The sequence below is a fragment of the Empedobacter sp. UBA3239 genome, from assembly GCF_002362875.1.
GTDB classification, from domain to species: domain Bacteria; phylum Bacteroidota; class Bacteroidia; order Flavobacteriales; family Weeksellaceae; genus Empedobacter; species Empedobacter falsenii_B.
Window position 1 is genome coordinate 1 of sequence record NZ_DEVJ01000067.1, and the last position, 14,675, is coordinate 14,675.

17 protein-coding genes, 2 tRNA genes and 2 pseudogenes are annotated in these 14,675 nt (G+C 30.8%); 12 read left to right on the forward strand and 9 right to left on the reverse strand.

The window, feature by feature from the left end; genetic code table 11:
- Positions 1 to 706: 706 nt before the first annotated feature.
- The 3 genes from B4G36_RS09940 to B4G36_RS09950 are packed head-to-tail and all read left to right on the forward strand — an operon-like array spanning position 707 to position 2,180.
- On the forward strand, positions 707 to 913 hold the full coding sequence (locus B4G36_RS09940; protein ID WP_114999434.1) for a helix-turn-helix transcriptional regulator: 207 nt from the start codon (positions 707 to 709) through the stop codon (positions 911 to 913).
- Positions 910 to 1,236: a HipA N-terminal domain-containing protein gene (locus B4G36_RS09945; RefSeq protein ID WP_291063738.1), complete on the forward strand. Its 327-nt coding sequence runs from the start codon at positions 910 to 912 to the stop codon at positions 1,234 to 1,236. The genes B4G36_RS09940 and B4G36_RS09945 overlap by 4 nt, the downstream gene beginning before the upstream one ends.
- Positions 1,233 to 2,180 (forward strand): HipA domain-containing protein, encoded by a 948-nt coding sequence (locus B4G36_RS09950; RefSeq protein WP_291063740.1) that lies wholly within the window; start codon positions 1,233 to 1,235, stop codon positions 2,178 to 2,180. Before B4G36_RS09945 ends, B4G36_RS09950 begins: the two co-directional genes overlap by 4 nt.
- 611 nt (positions 2,181 to 2,791) lie before the next feature.
- On the opposite strand, the gene B4G36_RS09955 is transcribed toward B4G36_RS09950, so the two are convergent.
- Positions 2,792 to 2,865 (reverse strand) — tRNA-Ile (locus tag B4G36_RS09955).
- 179 nt (positions 2,866 to 3,044) lie between these two features.
- Positions 3,045 to 3,155 (reverse strand): annotated as a pseudogene (locus B4G36_RS14025) (hypothetical protein); the annotation flags it as partial.
- Between the two features lie 244 nt (positions 3,156 to 3,399).
- Between B4G36_RS14025 and B4G36_RS09960 the strand changes: the two are divergent.
- On the forward strand, positions 3,400 to 4,500 hold the full coding sequence (locus B4G36_RS09960; protein ID WP_291063741.1) for a Fic family protein: 1,101 nt from the start codon (positions 3,400 to 3,402) through the stop codon (positions 4,498 to 4,500).
- Positions 4,501 to 4,643: 143 nt separating this feature from the next.
- Here B4G36_RS09960 and B4G36_RS09965 read toward each other — a convergent pair.
- Both B4G36_RS09965 and mce read right to left on the reverse strand, forming a co-directional pair.
- A tRNA-Ile gene (locus B4G36_RS09965) sits at positions 4,644 to 4,717 on the reverse strand.
- A 76-nt stretch (positions 4,718 to 4,793) separates the two neighbouring features.
- Complete coding sequence (gene mce / locus B4G36_RS09970) at positions 4,794 to 5,192, reverse strand: methylmalonyl-CoA epimerase (RefSeq protein WP_219034454.1); 399 nt, start codon at positions 5,190 to 5,192, stop codon at positions 4,794 to 4,796.
- Between the two features lie 78 nt (positions 5,193 to 5,270).
- Here mce and B4G36_RS09975 point away from each other — a divergent pair, with 78 nt between their 5' ends.
- Both B4G36_RS09975 and B4G36_RS09980 read left to right on the forward strand, forming a co-directional pair.
- Positions 5,271 to 6,023 carry a tetratricopeptide repeat protein gene (locus B4G36_RS09975; RefSeq protein ID WP_038337013.1) on the forward strand — a complete coding sequence of 251 codons (753 nt, stop codon included), beginning with the start codon at positions 5,271 to 5,273 and terminating at the stop codon, positions 6,021 to 6,023.
- A 115-nt stretch (positions 6,024 to 6,138) separates the two neighbouring features.
- Positions 6,139 to 6,477: a hypothetical protein gene (locus tag B4G36_RS09980; protein WP_291063743.1), complete on the forward strand. Its 339-nt coding sequence runs from the start codon at positions 6,139 to 6,141 to the stop codon at positions 6,475 to 6,477.
- A 48-nt stretch (positions 6,478 to 6,525) separates the two neighbouring features.
- Here the strand turns inward: B4G36_RS09980 and B4G36_RS09985 are convergent, their stop codons facing one another.
- The 5 genes from B4G36_RS09985 to B4G36_RS10005 all read right to left on the reverse strand — a co-directional run bounded on the left by B4G36_RS09985 (position 6,526) and on the right by B4G36_RS10005 (position 10,781).
- Positions 6,526 to 6,906, reverse strand: coding sequence for a hypothetical protein (locus B4G36_RS09985; protein ID WP_280038239.1), 381 nt, complete (start codon positions 6,904 to 6,906; stop codon positions 6,526 to 6,528).
- 253 nt (positions 6,907 to 7,159) lie between these two features.
- Positions 7,160 to 8,032, reverse strand: coding sequence for a tetratricopeptide repeat protein (locus B4G36_RS09990; protein WP_291063745.1), 873 nt, complete (start codon positions 8,030 to 8,032; stop codon positions 7,160 to 7,162).
- Between the two features lie 76 nt (positions 8,033 to 8,108).
- Positions 8,109 to 9,131, reverse strand: a complete 1,023-nt coding sequence (locus B4G36_RS09995; RefSeq protein ID WP_291063747.1) for an AMP-binding protein — start codon at positions 9,129 to 9,131, stop codon at positions 8,109 to 8,111.
- A 1-nt stretch (position 9,132) separates the two neighbouring features.
- The gene (locus B4G36_RS10000; RefSeq protein ID WP_291063749.1) at positions 9,133 to 9,744 is read right to left on the reverse strand and encodes a DUF1684 domain-containing protein; all 612 of its coding nucleotides are present in this window, start codon (positions 9,742 to 9,744) and stop codon (positions 9,133 to 9,135) included.
- Positions 9,741 to 10,781 (reverse strand): o-succinylbenzoate synthase, encoded by a 1,041-nt coding sequence (locus B4G36_RS10005; protein ID WP_291063751.1) that lies wholly within the window; start codon positions 10,779 to 10,781, stop codon positions 9,741 to 9,743. Before B4G36_RS10005 ends, B4G36_RS10000 begins: the two co-directional genes overlap by 4 nt.
- A 241-nt stretch (positions 10,782 to 11,022) precedes the next feature.
- On the opposite strand from B4G36_RS10005, the gene B4G36_RS10010 reads away from it, so the two are divergent.
- The 6 genes and pseudogenes from B4G36_RS10010 to nirK all read left to right on the forward strand — a co-directional run.
- Positions 11,023 to 11,238, forward strand: a complete 216-nt coding sequence (locus B4G36_RS10010; protein WP_260509589.1) for a hypothetical protein — start codon at positions 11,023 to 11,025, stop codon at positions 11,236 to 11,238.
- A 138-nt stretch (positions 11,239 to 11,376) separates the two neighbouring features.
- Positions 11,377 to 11,829, forward strand: a complete 453-nt coding sequence (locus tag B4G36_RS10015; RefSeq protein ID WP_038337008.1) for a hemerythrin domain-containing protein — start codon at positions 11,377 to 11,379, stop codon at positions 11,827 to 11,829.
- A 73-nt stretch (positions 11,830 to 11,902) separates the two neighbouring features.
- Positions 11,903 to 12,301, forward strand: coding sequence for an RrF2 family transcriptional regulator (locus B4G36_RS10020; protein ID WP_291063753.1), 399 nt, complete (start codon positions 11,903 to 11,905; stop codon positions 12,299 to 12,301).
- Between the two features lie 98 nt (positions 12,302 to 12,399).
- Positions 12,400 to 12,852, forward strand: a complete 453-nt coding sequence (locus B4G36_RS10025) for a hypothetical protein (RefSeq protein ID WP_280049700.1) — start codon at positions 12,400 to 12,402, stop codon at positions 12,850 to 12,852.
- The gene (locus B4G36_RS10030) at positions 12,833 to 13,612 is read left to right on the forward strand and encodes a methyltransferase domain-containing protein (protein WP_280051305.1); all 780 of its coding nucleotides are present in this window, start codon (positions 12,833 to 12,835) and stop codon (positions 13,610 to 13,612) included. Before B4G36_RS10025 ends, B4G36_RS10030 begins: the two co-directional genes overlap by 20 nt.
- A 12-nt stretch (positions 13,613 to 13,624) precedes the next feature.
- Positions 13,625 to 14,644, forward strand: a pseudogene (gene nirK, locus B4G36_RS10035) (copper-containing nitrite reductase); the annotation flags it as partial.
- Positions 14,645 to 14,675: the final 31 nt, after the last annotated feature.

The window sequence follows — 14,675 nt, forward strand, 5'->3', positions numbered from 1 at the left end:
CTCTTATTCACGTAATTATGTTCAGAACCTCAACTCGTTGTTAATTTGAAGTATCGAGAAATCTATTACTTTCATTTTTTATTCATTACTTTTCTATTTTAATTATCGGTATTTATATGCCCTTCGGGGAATAGTCAAAAAAACTAACGAAAAAAGACTTGGCTGTAAAACTCTCTACTAAATATGTTCTCATTTCTCTAAAGATTTTAAAAACCCTACGGGCTAATACCTTTTTAAGTTTCATTCAAACATTTTCTTAACGTGTGTGTTTTAATACCGTTTTCGTCATTCTTTTCCAATATTCAAATTCGCTTTTAGTACGGTCACTGAGGTTTTAGAAGGAAAAAATCAAACATGCGAAGGGAATAGATCATAAAAATGTGGCTTCGTGAACCTCAGCCACCAAGAAAAACCTGTTCCTAGGCTCTCGAAGGGAAAAGATCAAACTCTCGAAAGAAAAAAATCTTAAAAATGTGACTTCGAGGACCTCAGCCACCAAGAAAAACTGATCGTTCCCTGAGGCACTCGAAGGGAAAAGATCAAACTCTCGAAAGGAAAATATCGTAAAAGTGTGACTTCGAGAACCTCAGCCACCAAGAAATAATCGTACCCTAAAAGGTATAATTATTACGTTTATATAAATTTTATACCTTTTTGGGTATAAAACAAAAATTATGATTATATTTATACCTCAAAGGGTATAAGTATGAATCAATCAATTGCAGAATTTATAAAACAAAAAAGAAAAAGATTAAAACTTACACAACCTGAATTAGCTGAAAGAGCTGGAGTTGGTTTGAGGTTTATTCGTGAACTTGAACAAGGAAAGCCGTCAGTAAGATTAGATAAAGTTAATCAAGTTTTAGCTTTATTTGGTTCTGAAGTTGGTGTAATTGATAAAATTGAGCAATGAGAAAAGGTTTAGTCTATTATAAAAATAAATTTGCAGGAACAATTTCTGAAAATGAAAATGGATATATTTTTCAATACGATCAAGAGTATTTGAATAATTTAGAGTCGAAGCCAATTAGTTTGACACTTCCTATGCAACAAGATTCTTATGAAAGTAAAATTTTGTTTCCTTTTTTTGATGGATTAATTCCTGAAGGTTGGCTTTTGAATATTGCTGTTAAAAATTGGAAATTAAATTCTAAAGATCGTTTTGGCTTACTATTAACCCTTTGTAGAGATTGTATTGGAGCTGTTTCTATCGTTTCAAATAATGAAGAATTATGAAAAAGTGCCTAAGTTGTTACAAAGAATTAGCAGAAAATGAAACTGATTTTCATTCTAAATGTTCTAAAAAAATATTTGGTTCAACTACTCCTCCACTAATTGAATTTGATAGTAAACAATTAGAAGAATTAGCTAAAAAACTAATTGTAAAAAGTGTTGCAGTTACAGGTGTACAGCCAAAATTATCTTTAAATCTTATAAGTGATATAAATAAGCAATCAAGATTTACAATTGTTGATCTAGAAGGAAATTATATTTTAAAACCAGCATCAAAAGAATATATCGACTTACCTGAAAATGAAGATTTAACCATGCATTTGGCTGAATTGGTAAAAATAAAAACAGCAAAACATACACTTATTCGGCTTAAATCAGGAGAATTAGCTTATTTAACAAAACGATTTGACAGAAAAAATGAAGATAAAATTGCAGTTGAAGACTTTTGTCAATTGACAGAAAATTTAACGGAACACAAATATCGAGGTTCAATAGAAAAAATCGGAAAATTAATTTATCAATTGACTAAAAATAGTGGTTTTGAAGCTCAAAAATTATTTGAAATTGTTTTATTTAATTACTTAACAGCAAATGCGGATATGCATCTAAAAAACTATTCATTAATCGAAAATGATTTCAATGAATACGAATTATCTCCAGCTTACGATTTATTGAATACGCTGTTATTAATTCCCGACGATAAGGAGGAGTCTGCATTAACAATTAATGGTAAAAAAAATAGATTAAAAGTTGAAGATTTCAACCAATTAGCTAAATCCCTTAAAATCCCTGATAAATCAGTGGAATCTATTTACAAAAGATTCATCAAAATTAAACTAAAATGGATCGATTTTGTGGAGATTAGTTTCTTAAATAAGGATACTAAACAAGCGTATATTGAAACATTGAACACTAGATTTAATAAATTGTTTAGTTCTAATAATTAGAGCAAGTACGACTTCAAGAACCTCAGCCACCAAGAAAACCCGTTCCATGAGGCACTCGAAGGGAAAAGAGTAAACACTCGAAAGGAAAAGATCGTAAAATGTGACTTCGAAAACCTCAGCCACCAAGAAATCGTTCCCTGAGCATTCTAAATGCAGTATCTTTCTATCACTTTTTTATTCATAGCTTAATCTATTTTAATTATAGATATTCATTTGAAACAATTAATAACTCATGAATAAAAAATGAATGAATATAGTTTTTCAAAATCCTTTTTCTAATTCAAATTCGTTGTCACTTTTAACAACAAATTTTGTCATTCTGAACTCGTTTCAGAACCGCATACTTAGTCTTAGTCTCATTCACATCGTAAAATACATATATCTGAAACCTCAAAAACTACTAATCGGCTCATAATTCATACTTTTTTGAGCCAATTAATCAAAATAATCGGCTCATCGTTAAATGAAATAAAAAAATAAATTGGGATTACCTTATTGAAGAAAGTCTTTCAAGCTTACTAAAAAAAACATAAAAACTTTATTTACAATAAATTATAAATAAAATTAAAAATTATAGACATAAAAAAAGCACCTTTAAAAAGGTGCTTTTGTGGTCCCACTTGGGCTCGAACCAAGGACTTGCTGATTATGAGTCAGCTACTCTAACCAACTGAGTTATAGGACCAAAAATAAAAAGAATAATACCTTTTATTTTGAATGCAAATATATAAAATCTAAAACATAAAAAACAAGTTAAAAATAAAAGAATTTTAATGTTTTTCACAACAAATTCAATTACAATATAATAGTGTTGTATTTTTATTATAATATTTATAATCCTTAATTTGATTAAAATGAAATAAATTATGGTTTATTAACATTATACTTTATTAAACATAATTGACCTATCGAAAAATATGTTCTCTTTCCATTCTGATAACAGCAAATCTGAATTAATGATTCTTCATTTTTATTGAGTTTATTCTTTCAATTATAGACCAACAAAATCTGTATTTGACTCATAATTATACGTTTTAAAAGTCAAATCTATTTTATAAGAATGATGATTTTCTTATTTAGAATTGGGCTAAGAAAGATGAAGTAAAATAGTGAATTTAAAATGTTTAATTGATGTTAATGAACTTAATGAGCTAAATAAATTTATTAATCGGCTCATATTTTTATTATATTTGAGCCAATTAGATTAAATAATCGGCTCATGAAATACAATTGGCAATATAAAAATTGGGCAAATTTTGAATATGACTCATCTGTAATTGACCAAATAGTTATAAAATTTGCTTTAGAAACAGGCGAATTAAAAGGAATGATTGATACCCTGCCCGAAGATATCAAGCAAGAAACGATTATTCAATTTATGATTGATGAAGCAATTAAAACTTCTGAGATTGAAGGCGAATTTTATAGCCGTCAAGATGTAATGTCATCCATTAAAAATAAAATTGGGATTCATTCTTCTATTAGCCATATAAAAGATAAAAATGCACGTGGAATAGGTGAATTAATGGTCGATGTTCGTAATAAGTTTAAAACTGAACTAACAGAAGATTTAGTAAAAGAATGGCATAAAATCTTATTCGAAAATTCTACTTCTATTAATGCAGGAAATTATAGAATCGGTGAAGAGCCAATGGTTATTGTTTCGGGAGCATATGGACGTGAAAAAATACATTATCAAGCTCCTCCTTCAGAATTAGTTTCAACAGAAATGCAAAAATTTGTCAATTGGTATAATGAAATCAAAGTTGAACCAATCGATATTAAAAATGCATTAATTAAAGCATCTATTGCACATTTATATTTTGAATCAATCCATCCGTTTGAAGATGGAAATGGACGAATTGGACGTGCTATTGCAGAAAAATGTTTAGCAGAAAGTTTTAATCGTCCGTTAATCATGAGTTTATCAAGTACGATTGAAAAGGATAAAAAGAATTATTACGAAGCATTGAAAGATGCTCAGCAAACATTAGAAATTACAGATTGGATTTTGTATTTTTCTACAACTATTCTTGATGCACAAATCCAAGCAAAGAAAATAACCAATTTTACTTTAAATAAAACGAAGTTTTTAGATCAAACAAAACCTCTTTTAAACGAACGTCAGCTAAAAGTCGTTATCAAAATGTTGGATCAAGGAGCAGAAGGATTTGAAGGCGGAATGTCAGCAAAGAAATATATTTCGATAACAAAAACATCAAAAGCTACGGCTACACGTGATTTACAAGATTTAGTTGAAAAAAAAGTATTGATTACTGAAGGTGCAGGACGTTCAGTGAGATATGAGTTGAATATGTAATTTATTCGATTAAATAAAAATGGGTATCAAACGGGTATCAAAACAATGGTAAAAAATGGTGATTTTAAAATGTAGTAAAAATGCTAAATGATTAAAAATCAGCATTATTAAATAAAAAAAGCACCTTTAAAAAGGTGCTTTTGTGGTCCCACTTGGGCTCGAACCAAGGACTTGCTGATTATGAGTCAGCTACTCTAACCAACTGAGTTATAGGACCAGAGAATTAAGCAATAAAAAGGAAGCTATCACCTAATTCGTTTGCAATATTAAAGCTATTTTTTTGAACTTCAAAATTATTTTACATCTTCGCAAAGCTCTACCAATACGCCATTTGTTGTTTTAGGGTGTAAAAAAACAATACGTTTATTATCTGCTCCCAATTTTGGCGTTTCGTTAATAAAAGTAAACCCTTGATTTTTAAGACGCTCTATTTCGAGTTCGATATCATCTACTCCAAAAGCAATATGGTGAATTCCTTCGCGATTTTTTTCTAAATATTTTTCAATAGCACTATCATTTTTTTCAGAACCGACCAATTCGATCTTCGATTCGCCTACTTCAAAAAAAGAGGTTCTCACACCTTCCGACTCCACTGCTTCTTCTTTGTAAGGTGCTTTTCCTAATAATTTTTCGAACAATTCATTCGATAATCCCAAATCTTTTACGGCAATCCCTAAATGTTCTATTTTCATGTGTGTTGTTTTGTGTAAAGATAAACTTTTCTAAAATTTTTTATTTAAAATTTAAAGAGTTTGTTGTAATATTGAACTATGAGTTTTTATGAAGATGGGAGTCAATATCTCCGCAAAGGTCAGTATAGAAAAGCGATTGATTATTTTACATTATCGATTAAGCGTCAAATAGAAGTGGCAAATTCATATTTCGGTCGTGGATTGAGCCAATATTATATGAAACAAAATACAGATGCAATCAAGGATTTTGATAAAGCAATTGAATTAGATGATAAAAATCCAAACTTCTATTTCTACAGAGGAATGGCAAATTTCAATCAATATAATCCAACAAAAGCAGCTGAGAATTTTGATAAAGTGATCGAGATTGATCCGGCAAGTTTTGTAGCTTATCATCAAAAAGGTTATGTATTGATGAATTTGAACAAATACGATGAGGCGATCGAATGTTTCAATAAAGCTTTAGAAATTAATCCAGATTACGAATCATGTTACCACAATCGTGCATTTTGTTACGATCAATTGCAACAATTGGATAAAGCAATCGAAGATTATTCGAAAGTAATTGAAATGAAGCCACATTTCTTGTCGTATTACAACAGAGGAAATACTTATTTTGTATTGAATGATTTAGAAAATGCATTAAACGATTTTAATCAATCAATCGAGTTAAATCCAAATCATTTCTTATCATACTACAACAAAGGCGCAATCCTAGAAAAATTTGAGAAACAAGCCGAAGCTGTAGAGGAATACAAAAAAGCATTGCAGTTGAATCCTGAATTTTATTTAGCTGCCGAAAGATTAGCACAATTAGAAAATCAACAATAAAACATAGAAATCGTTTCGAATTGGAACGATTTTTTTTTATGTCTTTTTATTTCTTATCGTAAATCAATGTTAGACCATGCGTTATGTTGTTACTTTGCCTTAAAATTAATCTAATATGCAAGTACAAATCGCCGTTTATGGTAAAAACAAAGAAATTGTAGACACGTTAGAACGCGTGATTAACAAAAATGAAAACTGGAAAGCATTTTGTACCTGCTCACAAGAAGAATTGAAAGGATACGTATCAACAAACAACATCCAAATAATATTATACAGTAGTGGAATTGGTGCTTCGGAGGTAGAGAAAATGGAGGAATGGATAAGCACTTATTTCCCTACTATAAAGCAAATCCATCATTATGGTGGAGGAAGTGGTTTGTTGAAGTGCGAAATTGATGGTGCTTTGACTGGAATAAAACCTATTAGCAAAGCAAAAATCAATGTTATCCTTTAACATTTTAAGAAAAAAGAGCTTTTCACTTGTAGATGAAAAGCTCTTTTTTTACATATCTTTTATAATCCAATAGTCTCGGGAAATCCCAACATCATTGCGATTAACTTCTATTTCGTCGCAAAAATCTAAAAATAATTCGTCCAAAGTTTTATCAATTTTTGGCGTAGAACCGAACAATTTCGTTAGAATAGGATTGGTTTCGTGCTCTAATAGCTTACCTGTAAACTGCTGAATGTTATTTTCTTTAATGCCAATAAATGTACTTGGCGCAAAAACCATCACCTCATCCGCATCAATCACCAAAAATGTTTTCGATTTTTTGATTAACTGAATCGATTTCTTTTTTTCTTCATCCGTTCCAACTTCTAGACTTTCTAAAAACAACTCGACGTTATCAAAAACTTCTTCCTTATCTTGAACAAATTCCATCTTATAAATTTTAGCAAAATTAAAGTTTTTTTTCTGATTGTCCACTTTTATTCATGTTACCTATTTATCATTTCAATAGAAAAGTCTTCATCTATTTATGCAAAACTGAAATAAACTCAACTTGACATTATTGTCATTCTAAACCTGTCGAAGAATCTCAGATTATTCTAAACTACTTCAGTCATCTTCAACTCGTTTCAGAAATCACATCAAAACAAAATATCCCCTTGAGGGGATTATAGGGTGTTAAAAACTAATCTTCTTTCAATAGAATTTCGACTTCTAAATATTCGTGGTAATTTTTGACAAAATCATGGTCAAAATCAATGTCTTCTAAGCGCATTTGAATCCCTTTTTTATCAACATCAATATAATCTAAAATCGTTTGAACATTATAAATTTCAAGATTATGAAACGTCGGATACAACGTAATTTGCTTCAAGGTAAGTGCCATTATAAAGCAATTGATTCCATTAAAATTAACCCCGATATCAGCGAAATTCTTATAAAAAGCAATCAAATTTGTTTTGAGCTGAAGATTATAATTAAAACTTCTCAACTTGAAATTTTTTAAGACCAATCGATTTGTCGTTTTCAAGACAATTTCTTCAGTAATCTGAAGGTTTTTACTCAATAATTCTAAAACTTGTTTATCCTCAACCAATTGATACAAAATATTCAAATATCGTTTAGCTTCATCAAATTCAAACAATTCTAAACTCACTAAAATCGATAAGAAAAGAAAACGTTGATTGGTAGGATACACAATTTCAATTTCTTTCAAATACTTTTGCGCTTCATCAAATTTCAATTTATGAATATAATATTCGGCAATGTAGAAATTCGCAGCATACAAGTAATAATCTTCCTTTTTTGCTTCTAAAAGATACAAAATCGATTCTTCGTTGAAGTTTAAATTGCGCTGAACAACTCCTTTCAGAAAAAGTGCTTTTTTATCTTTTGGATATTCGTGAAGCAACTGATTTAATAAATCTTGTGCCTTAATTAATTGCTGGATCGGATTGTGAATAAACGAAAAACTTTTCCAAATTGGATATTGATTTTCATCCATTTCATCATCAAAAATCAAGAAAAAAATATCATTAAAAAGTCGATTGTAATCCACAGTATAAGTTTTAGTAGTGCTAAAATTAAGCTATTTTAGGTAAAATACACGAACAAAATAAAAAAATAGGTCGATCCTAAAACTGTTGTCGTTTTATTTTACCACTTTCCGTTCGAGGAAATTTAGGTATGAAAACAATCTCTTTCGGAACTTGGTATTTGGTTAAATCTGCCAAAGAAAAATCCAAGCTCCTCTCCTCTCCTTCTACCACTAAAATTAATTTCTGACCTAATAATTCATCTGCTTTTGAGGTAATATAAAAATCAGAATGAATAAACGATTTCAGCTTATTTTCTATTTGTTCTGGAAATAATTTTATTCCACCCGAATTAATCACATTATCCGCTCTACCAATCCAGTTAAATTTTCGTGTATCAATCAATTCAACCACATCATTCGTTACAACTTGCAATCCATCATAAGGCGTATCAATCACCAAACAACCTCGCTCATCTTGTGAAATCGTTACCTCATCAAACGCTTCAAAAACTTGTTCTGCATTAGGATATTTTTGATTCGCAACTTGTTTAAACGCAATATGTGTAATCGTCTCCGTCATTGCATATGTTTCGTAGACTTCGTTCTCAAAAGCAAACAATTCTTGTTTCACTTTCTCCGAAAGAGGCGCTCCTCCGATAATTAACTTTTGACATCTTGAAACAAAATCTAACGAATTTTCAACTTGCATAGGCGTTAACGCAACAAAATCAATCGAGGTAAAATTTTGCGAAATTCCACTATTAATTTCATTCAAAGAAATATGAGAAGTTGGTTGCATACAAATCAATTTCAATCCGATTTCTACTGCACGAACCAACATCAATTTTCCAGCAATATAAGTAACAGGCATCACCAATAAAGCCGAATTTCCTTTCTCTAAATGCAAATATTTTCCCGTCATATTCGCACTTTTTCGCATATTCTCTTTAGTCAAAATAATCTCTTTCGGAGTTCCAGTAGACCCCGAAGTATGCGCAATCATCACCTCAGAATCAGAAAACCATTCAACCAAAAAATCTTTTATGGATTGTTCAAATTCATTGGTAACTTCAATAGCGTTGACATCATAGTTAGGTTGAGAAAAATCTAAATACAACATTCTATTTATGATAACTTACACCTGCATTAATTTCGATATCCAACACATTATTCGCTGGCGGAATGGGACAATTGTAATGTTTGCTATATGCACAATATGGATTATACACTTGATTAAAATCCAACGTAATTTCATTGGCTTTTGTACCTAAATCCTTTGTACTCAAATCCAAATAACGTCCACCTCCATAAGACGTCACGCCGTTTGTTTCGTCCATAAAAGGTAAAAACAAACTGTCTGCATATTTCTCCATAATCGGCGAAGATTGATAAACCGTCAGCGTTTGTTCAACATTATCCAATATAAATGTCACCGTTCCGTATTCTTTGTAATTTTTGATTTTCTTTGCAGAAGTAGGAAACGGAATCACCTTTCCATCTTTGATTGGAGTAAATTTCGCTTTCACAATATATTTTTCGCTGATCGGAAAAAATGTAATGCCTTTGAAATTCGTTTTTTCTTCGTCTACCAATGGCGTCGTTTTAGGATCAGTATAAAAAGTCGCCAATTCGGTTTGATATTTTTGAATTGCAACTAAATCAATTGTTTTTTTTGTCGTTTGACAACTCATTAAAATGATTGTTGCAAAAAATGCGATAATTACTTTATTCATGCTAATTTGTTTCGAAATAAATATTCTCCTCTTAATTCTAATCGACTTGGGAAATTGTTTGTAAACAAACCTCCTGTTCCCAATCCTTGTGACATTTCTGGGTATAAAATCGCCGTCCATTGTGCAATAGCATTTAAGCCGATATTACTTTCCAAAGCAGACGTTATCCAAAACGGGATTTCGTAAGTATCTGCCGCATTAATCCATTCCAACGAACCTCTAATTCCACCAACTAAACTTGGTTTTAAAATAATATATTGCGGTTTGATTTGTTCTAATAATTTGAATTTATCTTCTTGATGAACAATTCCTATTAACTCTTCGTCCAAAGCGATTGGTGTTGGTGTAGCAGCGCATAACTCTGCCATCAACTCTACTTGTCCAGCTTTGATAGGTTGTTCAATCGAATGTATTTTTAAATCAGCCAATTGTTGCAACACCACTTTTGCTTCCTCAAACGTAAAACCTCCGTTCGCGTCTACTCTTAATTCTAATTGATCTGCAGAAAAATCTTGTCTTAATTGTTGAATAACCTTATGCTCATTTTCCCAATCAACACCGATTTTCAACTTGATACAGTTGAAACCAATCGCTAATTTTTCTTTGATTTGTTCGCGCATAAAATCAATCGAACCCATCCAAATTAAACCATTAGTTTGAATACCTTTATCACCTGTCGAAAAAGCGGACTCATATAAATCAGGATTCAATTTATCTGTATAATTTTCGTTGTAACGATTCGCAAACATACTCTGAAAAGCCTGCTCTACTCCAAACTGAATCGAAGGCCATTCGCGCAATTCACGCCACAATTCATCAACTCCTAAGTCAATATTGTCACAAACCCATTGCAATTTTTCTTCATAATCAGGACGATCATCAAAGCTCAATCCTTTAAACAATCCACATTCACCAACATATTCTTTCCCATCTTCTTCTAATGTAAAAAGATAGGTCAATTTCTCTGTCAAAACACCACGCGAAGTACCGCTTGGATTTTTGAATTTCAAAATATAAGGTTCAAAACTTGCTTTCATACTTCAAATTTAAACAATGCTTTTTAGAAAAATATTGATTTAAATTAATTTTTCATTAAATCCAAACTCAATCGTTCACAATTTATCAATTAAACTATTTTTTTTGAATCTCATTTTTATTTTATTACTTTATTTCTCAAAGTGATTTCAATAAATAGTTAGTATGAATACAAAAATGCACCATAAACAATCTTTAATTTTTGGAATAATTGGTCTAATAATAACAATTCCACTAATTGCTATGCAATTTACAAATGAAGTCAACTGGAGTTTATTTGATTTTATTATTGCATTTATTTTACTTTCGGTTATTGGATTAACGATAAACTACATTCTACAACTGACTAACCGTTTACAAAATAAAATCTTTTTCTGCATAATGGTTTTACTCATTGGTTTATTAATATGGACTGAATTAGCTGTCGGAGTTTTCGGTAGTCCAATAGCAGGAAATTAGAATGATTTTTTTATTGAATACTTTTCCATTTATGTCAACCTAAAAAAGATCTGAAATACGTCTAAATTTTAAAATAGAATACTAAAAAGAATTTTATTGAAAAATTGTCATAACTTTAATTCACAAAAACAGTTAATTATGAAAAGAAGTGAACACATTGTTGTTTTATCAAAGGATCATCATTTTGGATTGCTTTGTAGTTGGAAAATTGAACAAGGTTTCTTTAAAAATATTGCATTAGAACGAATTGCATCTTATGTTGAATATTTTTGGAACAATCATCTTTCTGAGCACTTTAAACATGAAGAAACGATTATTTTTCCCTATTCAAACGAAACATACAACCAACAAATTAAAACCGAACATCAAGAATTAAAGGTTTTAGCACAAAAGATTGCTCAACATCCAGAGAAATCAATAGTAGAAAAATTTGCTCATTTATTAAAAAATCATATTCGATTCGAGGAACGTGAATGGTTTCCTTACTTACAAGAAAATCTTGATGAAAGTGATTTGAAACAAATAGGTAAAAGATTAGAAAACTCGCACACAAAACCATTTGATAATTTTGAAGACGAATTTTGGAAATAATTAGAATTAATAAAACACCTTTTACTCTTTTATTGAAGAAATGATGTATATTTGTAGTGTAAAAGAATTGTAAATGTTATCAAAAACTTGTGAATACGCCGTTAGAGCAGTAATTTATATCGCACAGCAAACCAAAGACGGAAATCGAGTTGGAATAAAAGATGTAGCGAAAGGAATTGATTCTCCTGAATATTTTATTGCAAAAATTTTGCAAGAAATGACCAGAAAAGATTTATTGCAATCGACAAAAGGACCAACAGGCGGTTTTCATTTAAATGAAACCAATTTGAATAATTCATTGGCGAATATTGTAAAAGAATTTGACGGAGATAAAATTTTTAACGGTTGTGCATTAGGTTTAAAACAATGCTCGGAAACAAGTCCTTGTCCATTACACGATCAATTTAAAGGAATAAGAAACAATTTAAAACAATTATTAGAATCGACAACTATTCGAGATTTAGTTGAATAATTGGAAACAAAAAATGTTTTTTTAAGACTGAATTTTGAATAAAAAAATTTAATTTTAAATCGGATAAATAAGTCTTTTATAAATTTAAAACCGAACTAATGAAAATAAAACATCCTTTTATATTTGCGCTTCTTTTCTTATGGATAGGAATTTTTATCAGCATAAGTTTTATTGAAACGCCTTTAAAATTTCAAGTCACTGGAATGACTTTACCGATTGCATTAGAATTAGGAAAAATCACATTTGGAATTTCAACAATTATTCAATTTGTACTTTTAGGAATTATCCTTCTCCTATTTTTTATCAACCGAAAAGAAATCAACTATCCAATGAAAATTTGTGTCATTATTCTAACGATTATTTTATGTCTTGAAAAATTTTGGATGTTACCTGTTTTGGATGCTCGAGCAGACATTTTAATGACAGGAAAAGGCTTACCTCCTACTCCTTTACACGACTATTTCATTTATGCAGAAAGTTTAAAATTGCTAATGTTAATTGTCTTTTGTGTCACATTAATTACAAAAAAAAATGAGCAAAGATTCTATTGAAAAAATGTCAGGACATTGGGTTTTGGCTAAAGTCGGAAAAAAAGTATTACGCCCTGGAGGGAAACAAATGACCGATAAAATGATCAAATTATTGGATATTAATTCAACGGATCATGTGGTAGAATTTGCGCCAGGATTAGGTTATACAGCAAATATTACACTTCAAAAAAATCCGAAAACCTATATAGGTATTGATTTAGAAGAAGCTATTGTAAAAGACTTAAATCTTAAATTCGGAAATGAGAAAACAACGTTCAAATTAGCTAACGCAGCTCAGACGGAATTGGACAATGAAAGTCAGACAAAAGTTTATGGAGAAGCTATGTTGACAATGCATGCTGATCACCGAAAAAGTGAAATCATACAAGAAGCCTTTCGTATTTTAAAAAATCAAGGCATCTATGCCATTCATGAGTTAGCATTAAAACCAGATCTGATTTCAGAAGAAATCAAAAAAGAGATTCAACGAGAATTGGCTGAAACCATGAAAGTAAATGCACGACCATTAACCATAGAAGAATGGAAAAATAGGTTAATAAATGAAGGATTTGAAATTATCACAATAGAAACTGCAGAAATGCACTTACTAGAACCGTCTCGATTAATCGACGATGAAGGATTTAATGGTTTCATGACTATTGTCAAAAACATTGCAACTCAACCTGAAATTAGAGAGCGTGTAATTAAAATGAAAAAAATATTTAAAAAATACGAAGAGCATCTTTGCGCTACAGTAATTATGGCTAAAAAAACAACTTAACAGATCAAGCACATGAAAAAATTTGTAATCCCTTTTGCAATGGTTTGTTTAGCTTTCGGAATGACAGCTTGTAAACAAACAACAAAATCTACTCAAACTACTGACACTGAAACAATCGCTATTTCGAATGAGGCAGCTGAAGAAGCAAAATTAACTTCTCCACCATTAGTTCCTGAACCAATCGGAGATAGAGCGGCTAAAAAATTAATTGTCCGTTTAGAAACAATCGAAAAAACAGGAGAATTAGCAGATGGTACGCAATATAATTTTTGGACTTTCGGAGGTACAGTTCCTGGTAGTTTTATTCGAGCACGAATTGGGGATGAGATTGAATTTCACCTAAAAAATAATGAAAACAGTGTATTTCCACACAATATTGACCTTCACGCAGTGAATGGTCCTGGAGGTGGAGCTGAAGCATCATTTGTTGCACCAGGTAAAGAAGCTGTATTCAATTTTAAAGCATTAAATCCTGGTTTATATGTTTACCACTGTGCTACTGCTCCAGTTGGAATGCATATCGCAAACGGGATGTATGGTTTAATCCTTATCGAACCAGAAGGTGGTTTACCAAAAGTTGACAAAGAATTCTACATTATGCAAGGAGATTTCTATGTAAAAGGAAACTTTGGCGACAAAGGAATGCAAGAATTTGACATGAATAAAGCTATTGCTGAAACACCTGATTATGTTGTATTCAACGGAAATACTGGAGGATTATTAGGCGACAATGAATTGCAAGCTAATGTTGGCGAAACCGTTCGTTTCTTTGTTGGAAATGGAGGTCCTAACTTAACTTCATCTTTCCACTTAATTGGAGAAATTTTCGATCGCGTATATCCTGAAGGTGGAAGTTTAGTAAACGAAAATGTTCAAACAACACTTATTCCTGCTGGTGGAGCTGCTATTGTAGAGTTCAAAGCTACTGTTCCAGGTGAATATGTAATTGTGGATCATGCTATTTTCAGAGCATTTAATAAAGGTGCTTTAGGAAAAATAAAAGTCAATGGAAATGACAATCCAAAAGTATTTAAGTCAAATAAATAATTAATCTCAGTTCAAT

Coding starts and splice junctions, on each gene's coding strand:
- B4G36_RS09940 (WP_114999434.1), top strand. CDS start 707: ATGAATCAATCAATTGCAGAATTTATAAAACAAAAAAGAAAAAGATTA.
- B4G36_RS09945 (WP_291063738.1), top strand. CDS start 910: ATGAGAAAAGGTTTAGTCTATTATAAAAATAAATTTGCAGGAACAATT.
- B4G36_RS09950 (WP_291063740.1), top strand. CDS start 1,233: ATGAAAAAGTGCCTAAGTTGTTACAAAGAATTAGCAGAAAATGAAACT.
- B4G36_RS09960 (WP_291063741.1), top strand. CDS start 3,400: ATGAAATACAATTGGCAATATAAAAATTGGGCAAATTTTGAATATGAC.
- mce (WP_219034454.1), bottom strand. CDS start 5,192: ATGAAAATAGAACATTTAGGGATTGCCGTAAAAGATTTGGGATTATCG.
- B4G36_RS09975 (WP_038337013.1), top strand. CDS start 5,271: ATGAGTTTTTATGAAGATGGGAGTCAATATCTCCGCAAAGGTCAGTAT.
- B4G36_RS09980 (WP_291063743.1), top strand. CDS start 6,139: ATGCAAGTACAAATCGCCGTTTATGGTAAAAACAAAGAAATTGTAGAC.
- B4G36_RS09985 (WP_280038239.1), bottom strand. CDS start 6,906: ATGGAATTTGTTCAAGATAAGGAAGAAGTTTTTGATAACGTCGAGTTG.
- B4G36_RS09995 (WP_291063747.1), bottom strand. CDS start 9,131: ATGTTGTATTTAGATTTTTCTCAACCTAACTATGATGTCAACGCTATT.
- B4G36_RS10000 (WP_291063749.1), bottom strand. CDS start 9,744: ATGAATAAAGTAATTATCGCATTTTTTGCAACAATCATTTTAATGAGT.
- B4G36_RS10005 (WP_291063751.1), bottom strand. CDS start 10,781: ATGAAAGCAAGTTTTGAACCTTATATTTTGAAATTCAAAAATCCAAGC.
- B4G36_RS10010 (WP_260509589.1), top strand. CDS start 11,023: ATGCAATTTACAAATGAAGTCAACTGGAGTTTATTTGATTTTATTATT.
- B4G36_RS10015 (WP_038337008.1), top strand. CDS start 11,377: ATGAAAAGAAGTGAACACATTGTTGTTTTATCAAAGGATCATCATTTT.
- B4G36_RS10020 (WP_291063753.1), top strand. CDS start 11,903: ATGTTATCAAAAACTTGTGAATACGCCGTTAGAGCAGTAATTTATATC.
- B4G36_RS10025 (WP_280049700.1), top strand. CDS start 12,400: ATGAAAATAAAACATCCTTTTATATTTGCGCTTCTTTTCTTATGGATA.
- B4G36_RS10030 (WP_280051305.1), top strand. CDS start 12,833: ATGAGCAAAGATTCTATTGAAAAAATGTCAGGACATTGGGTTTTGGCT.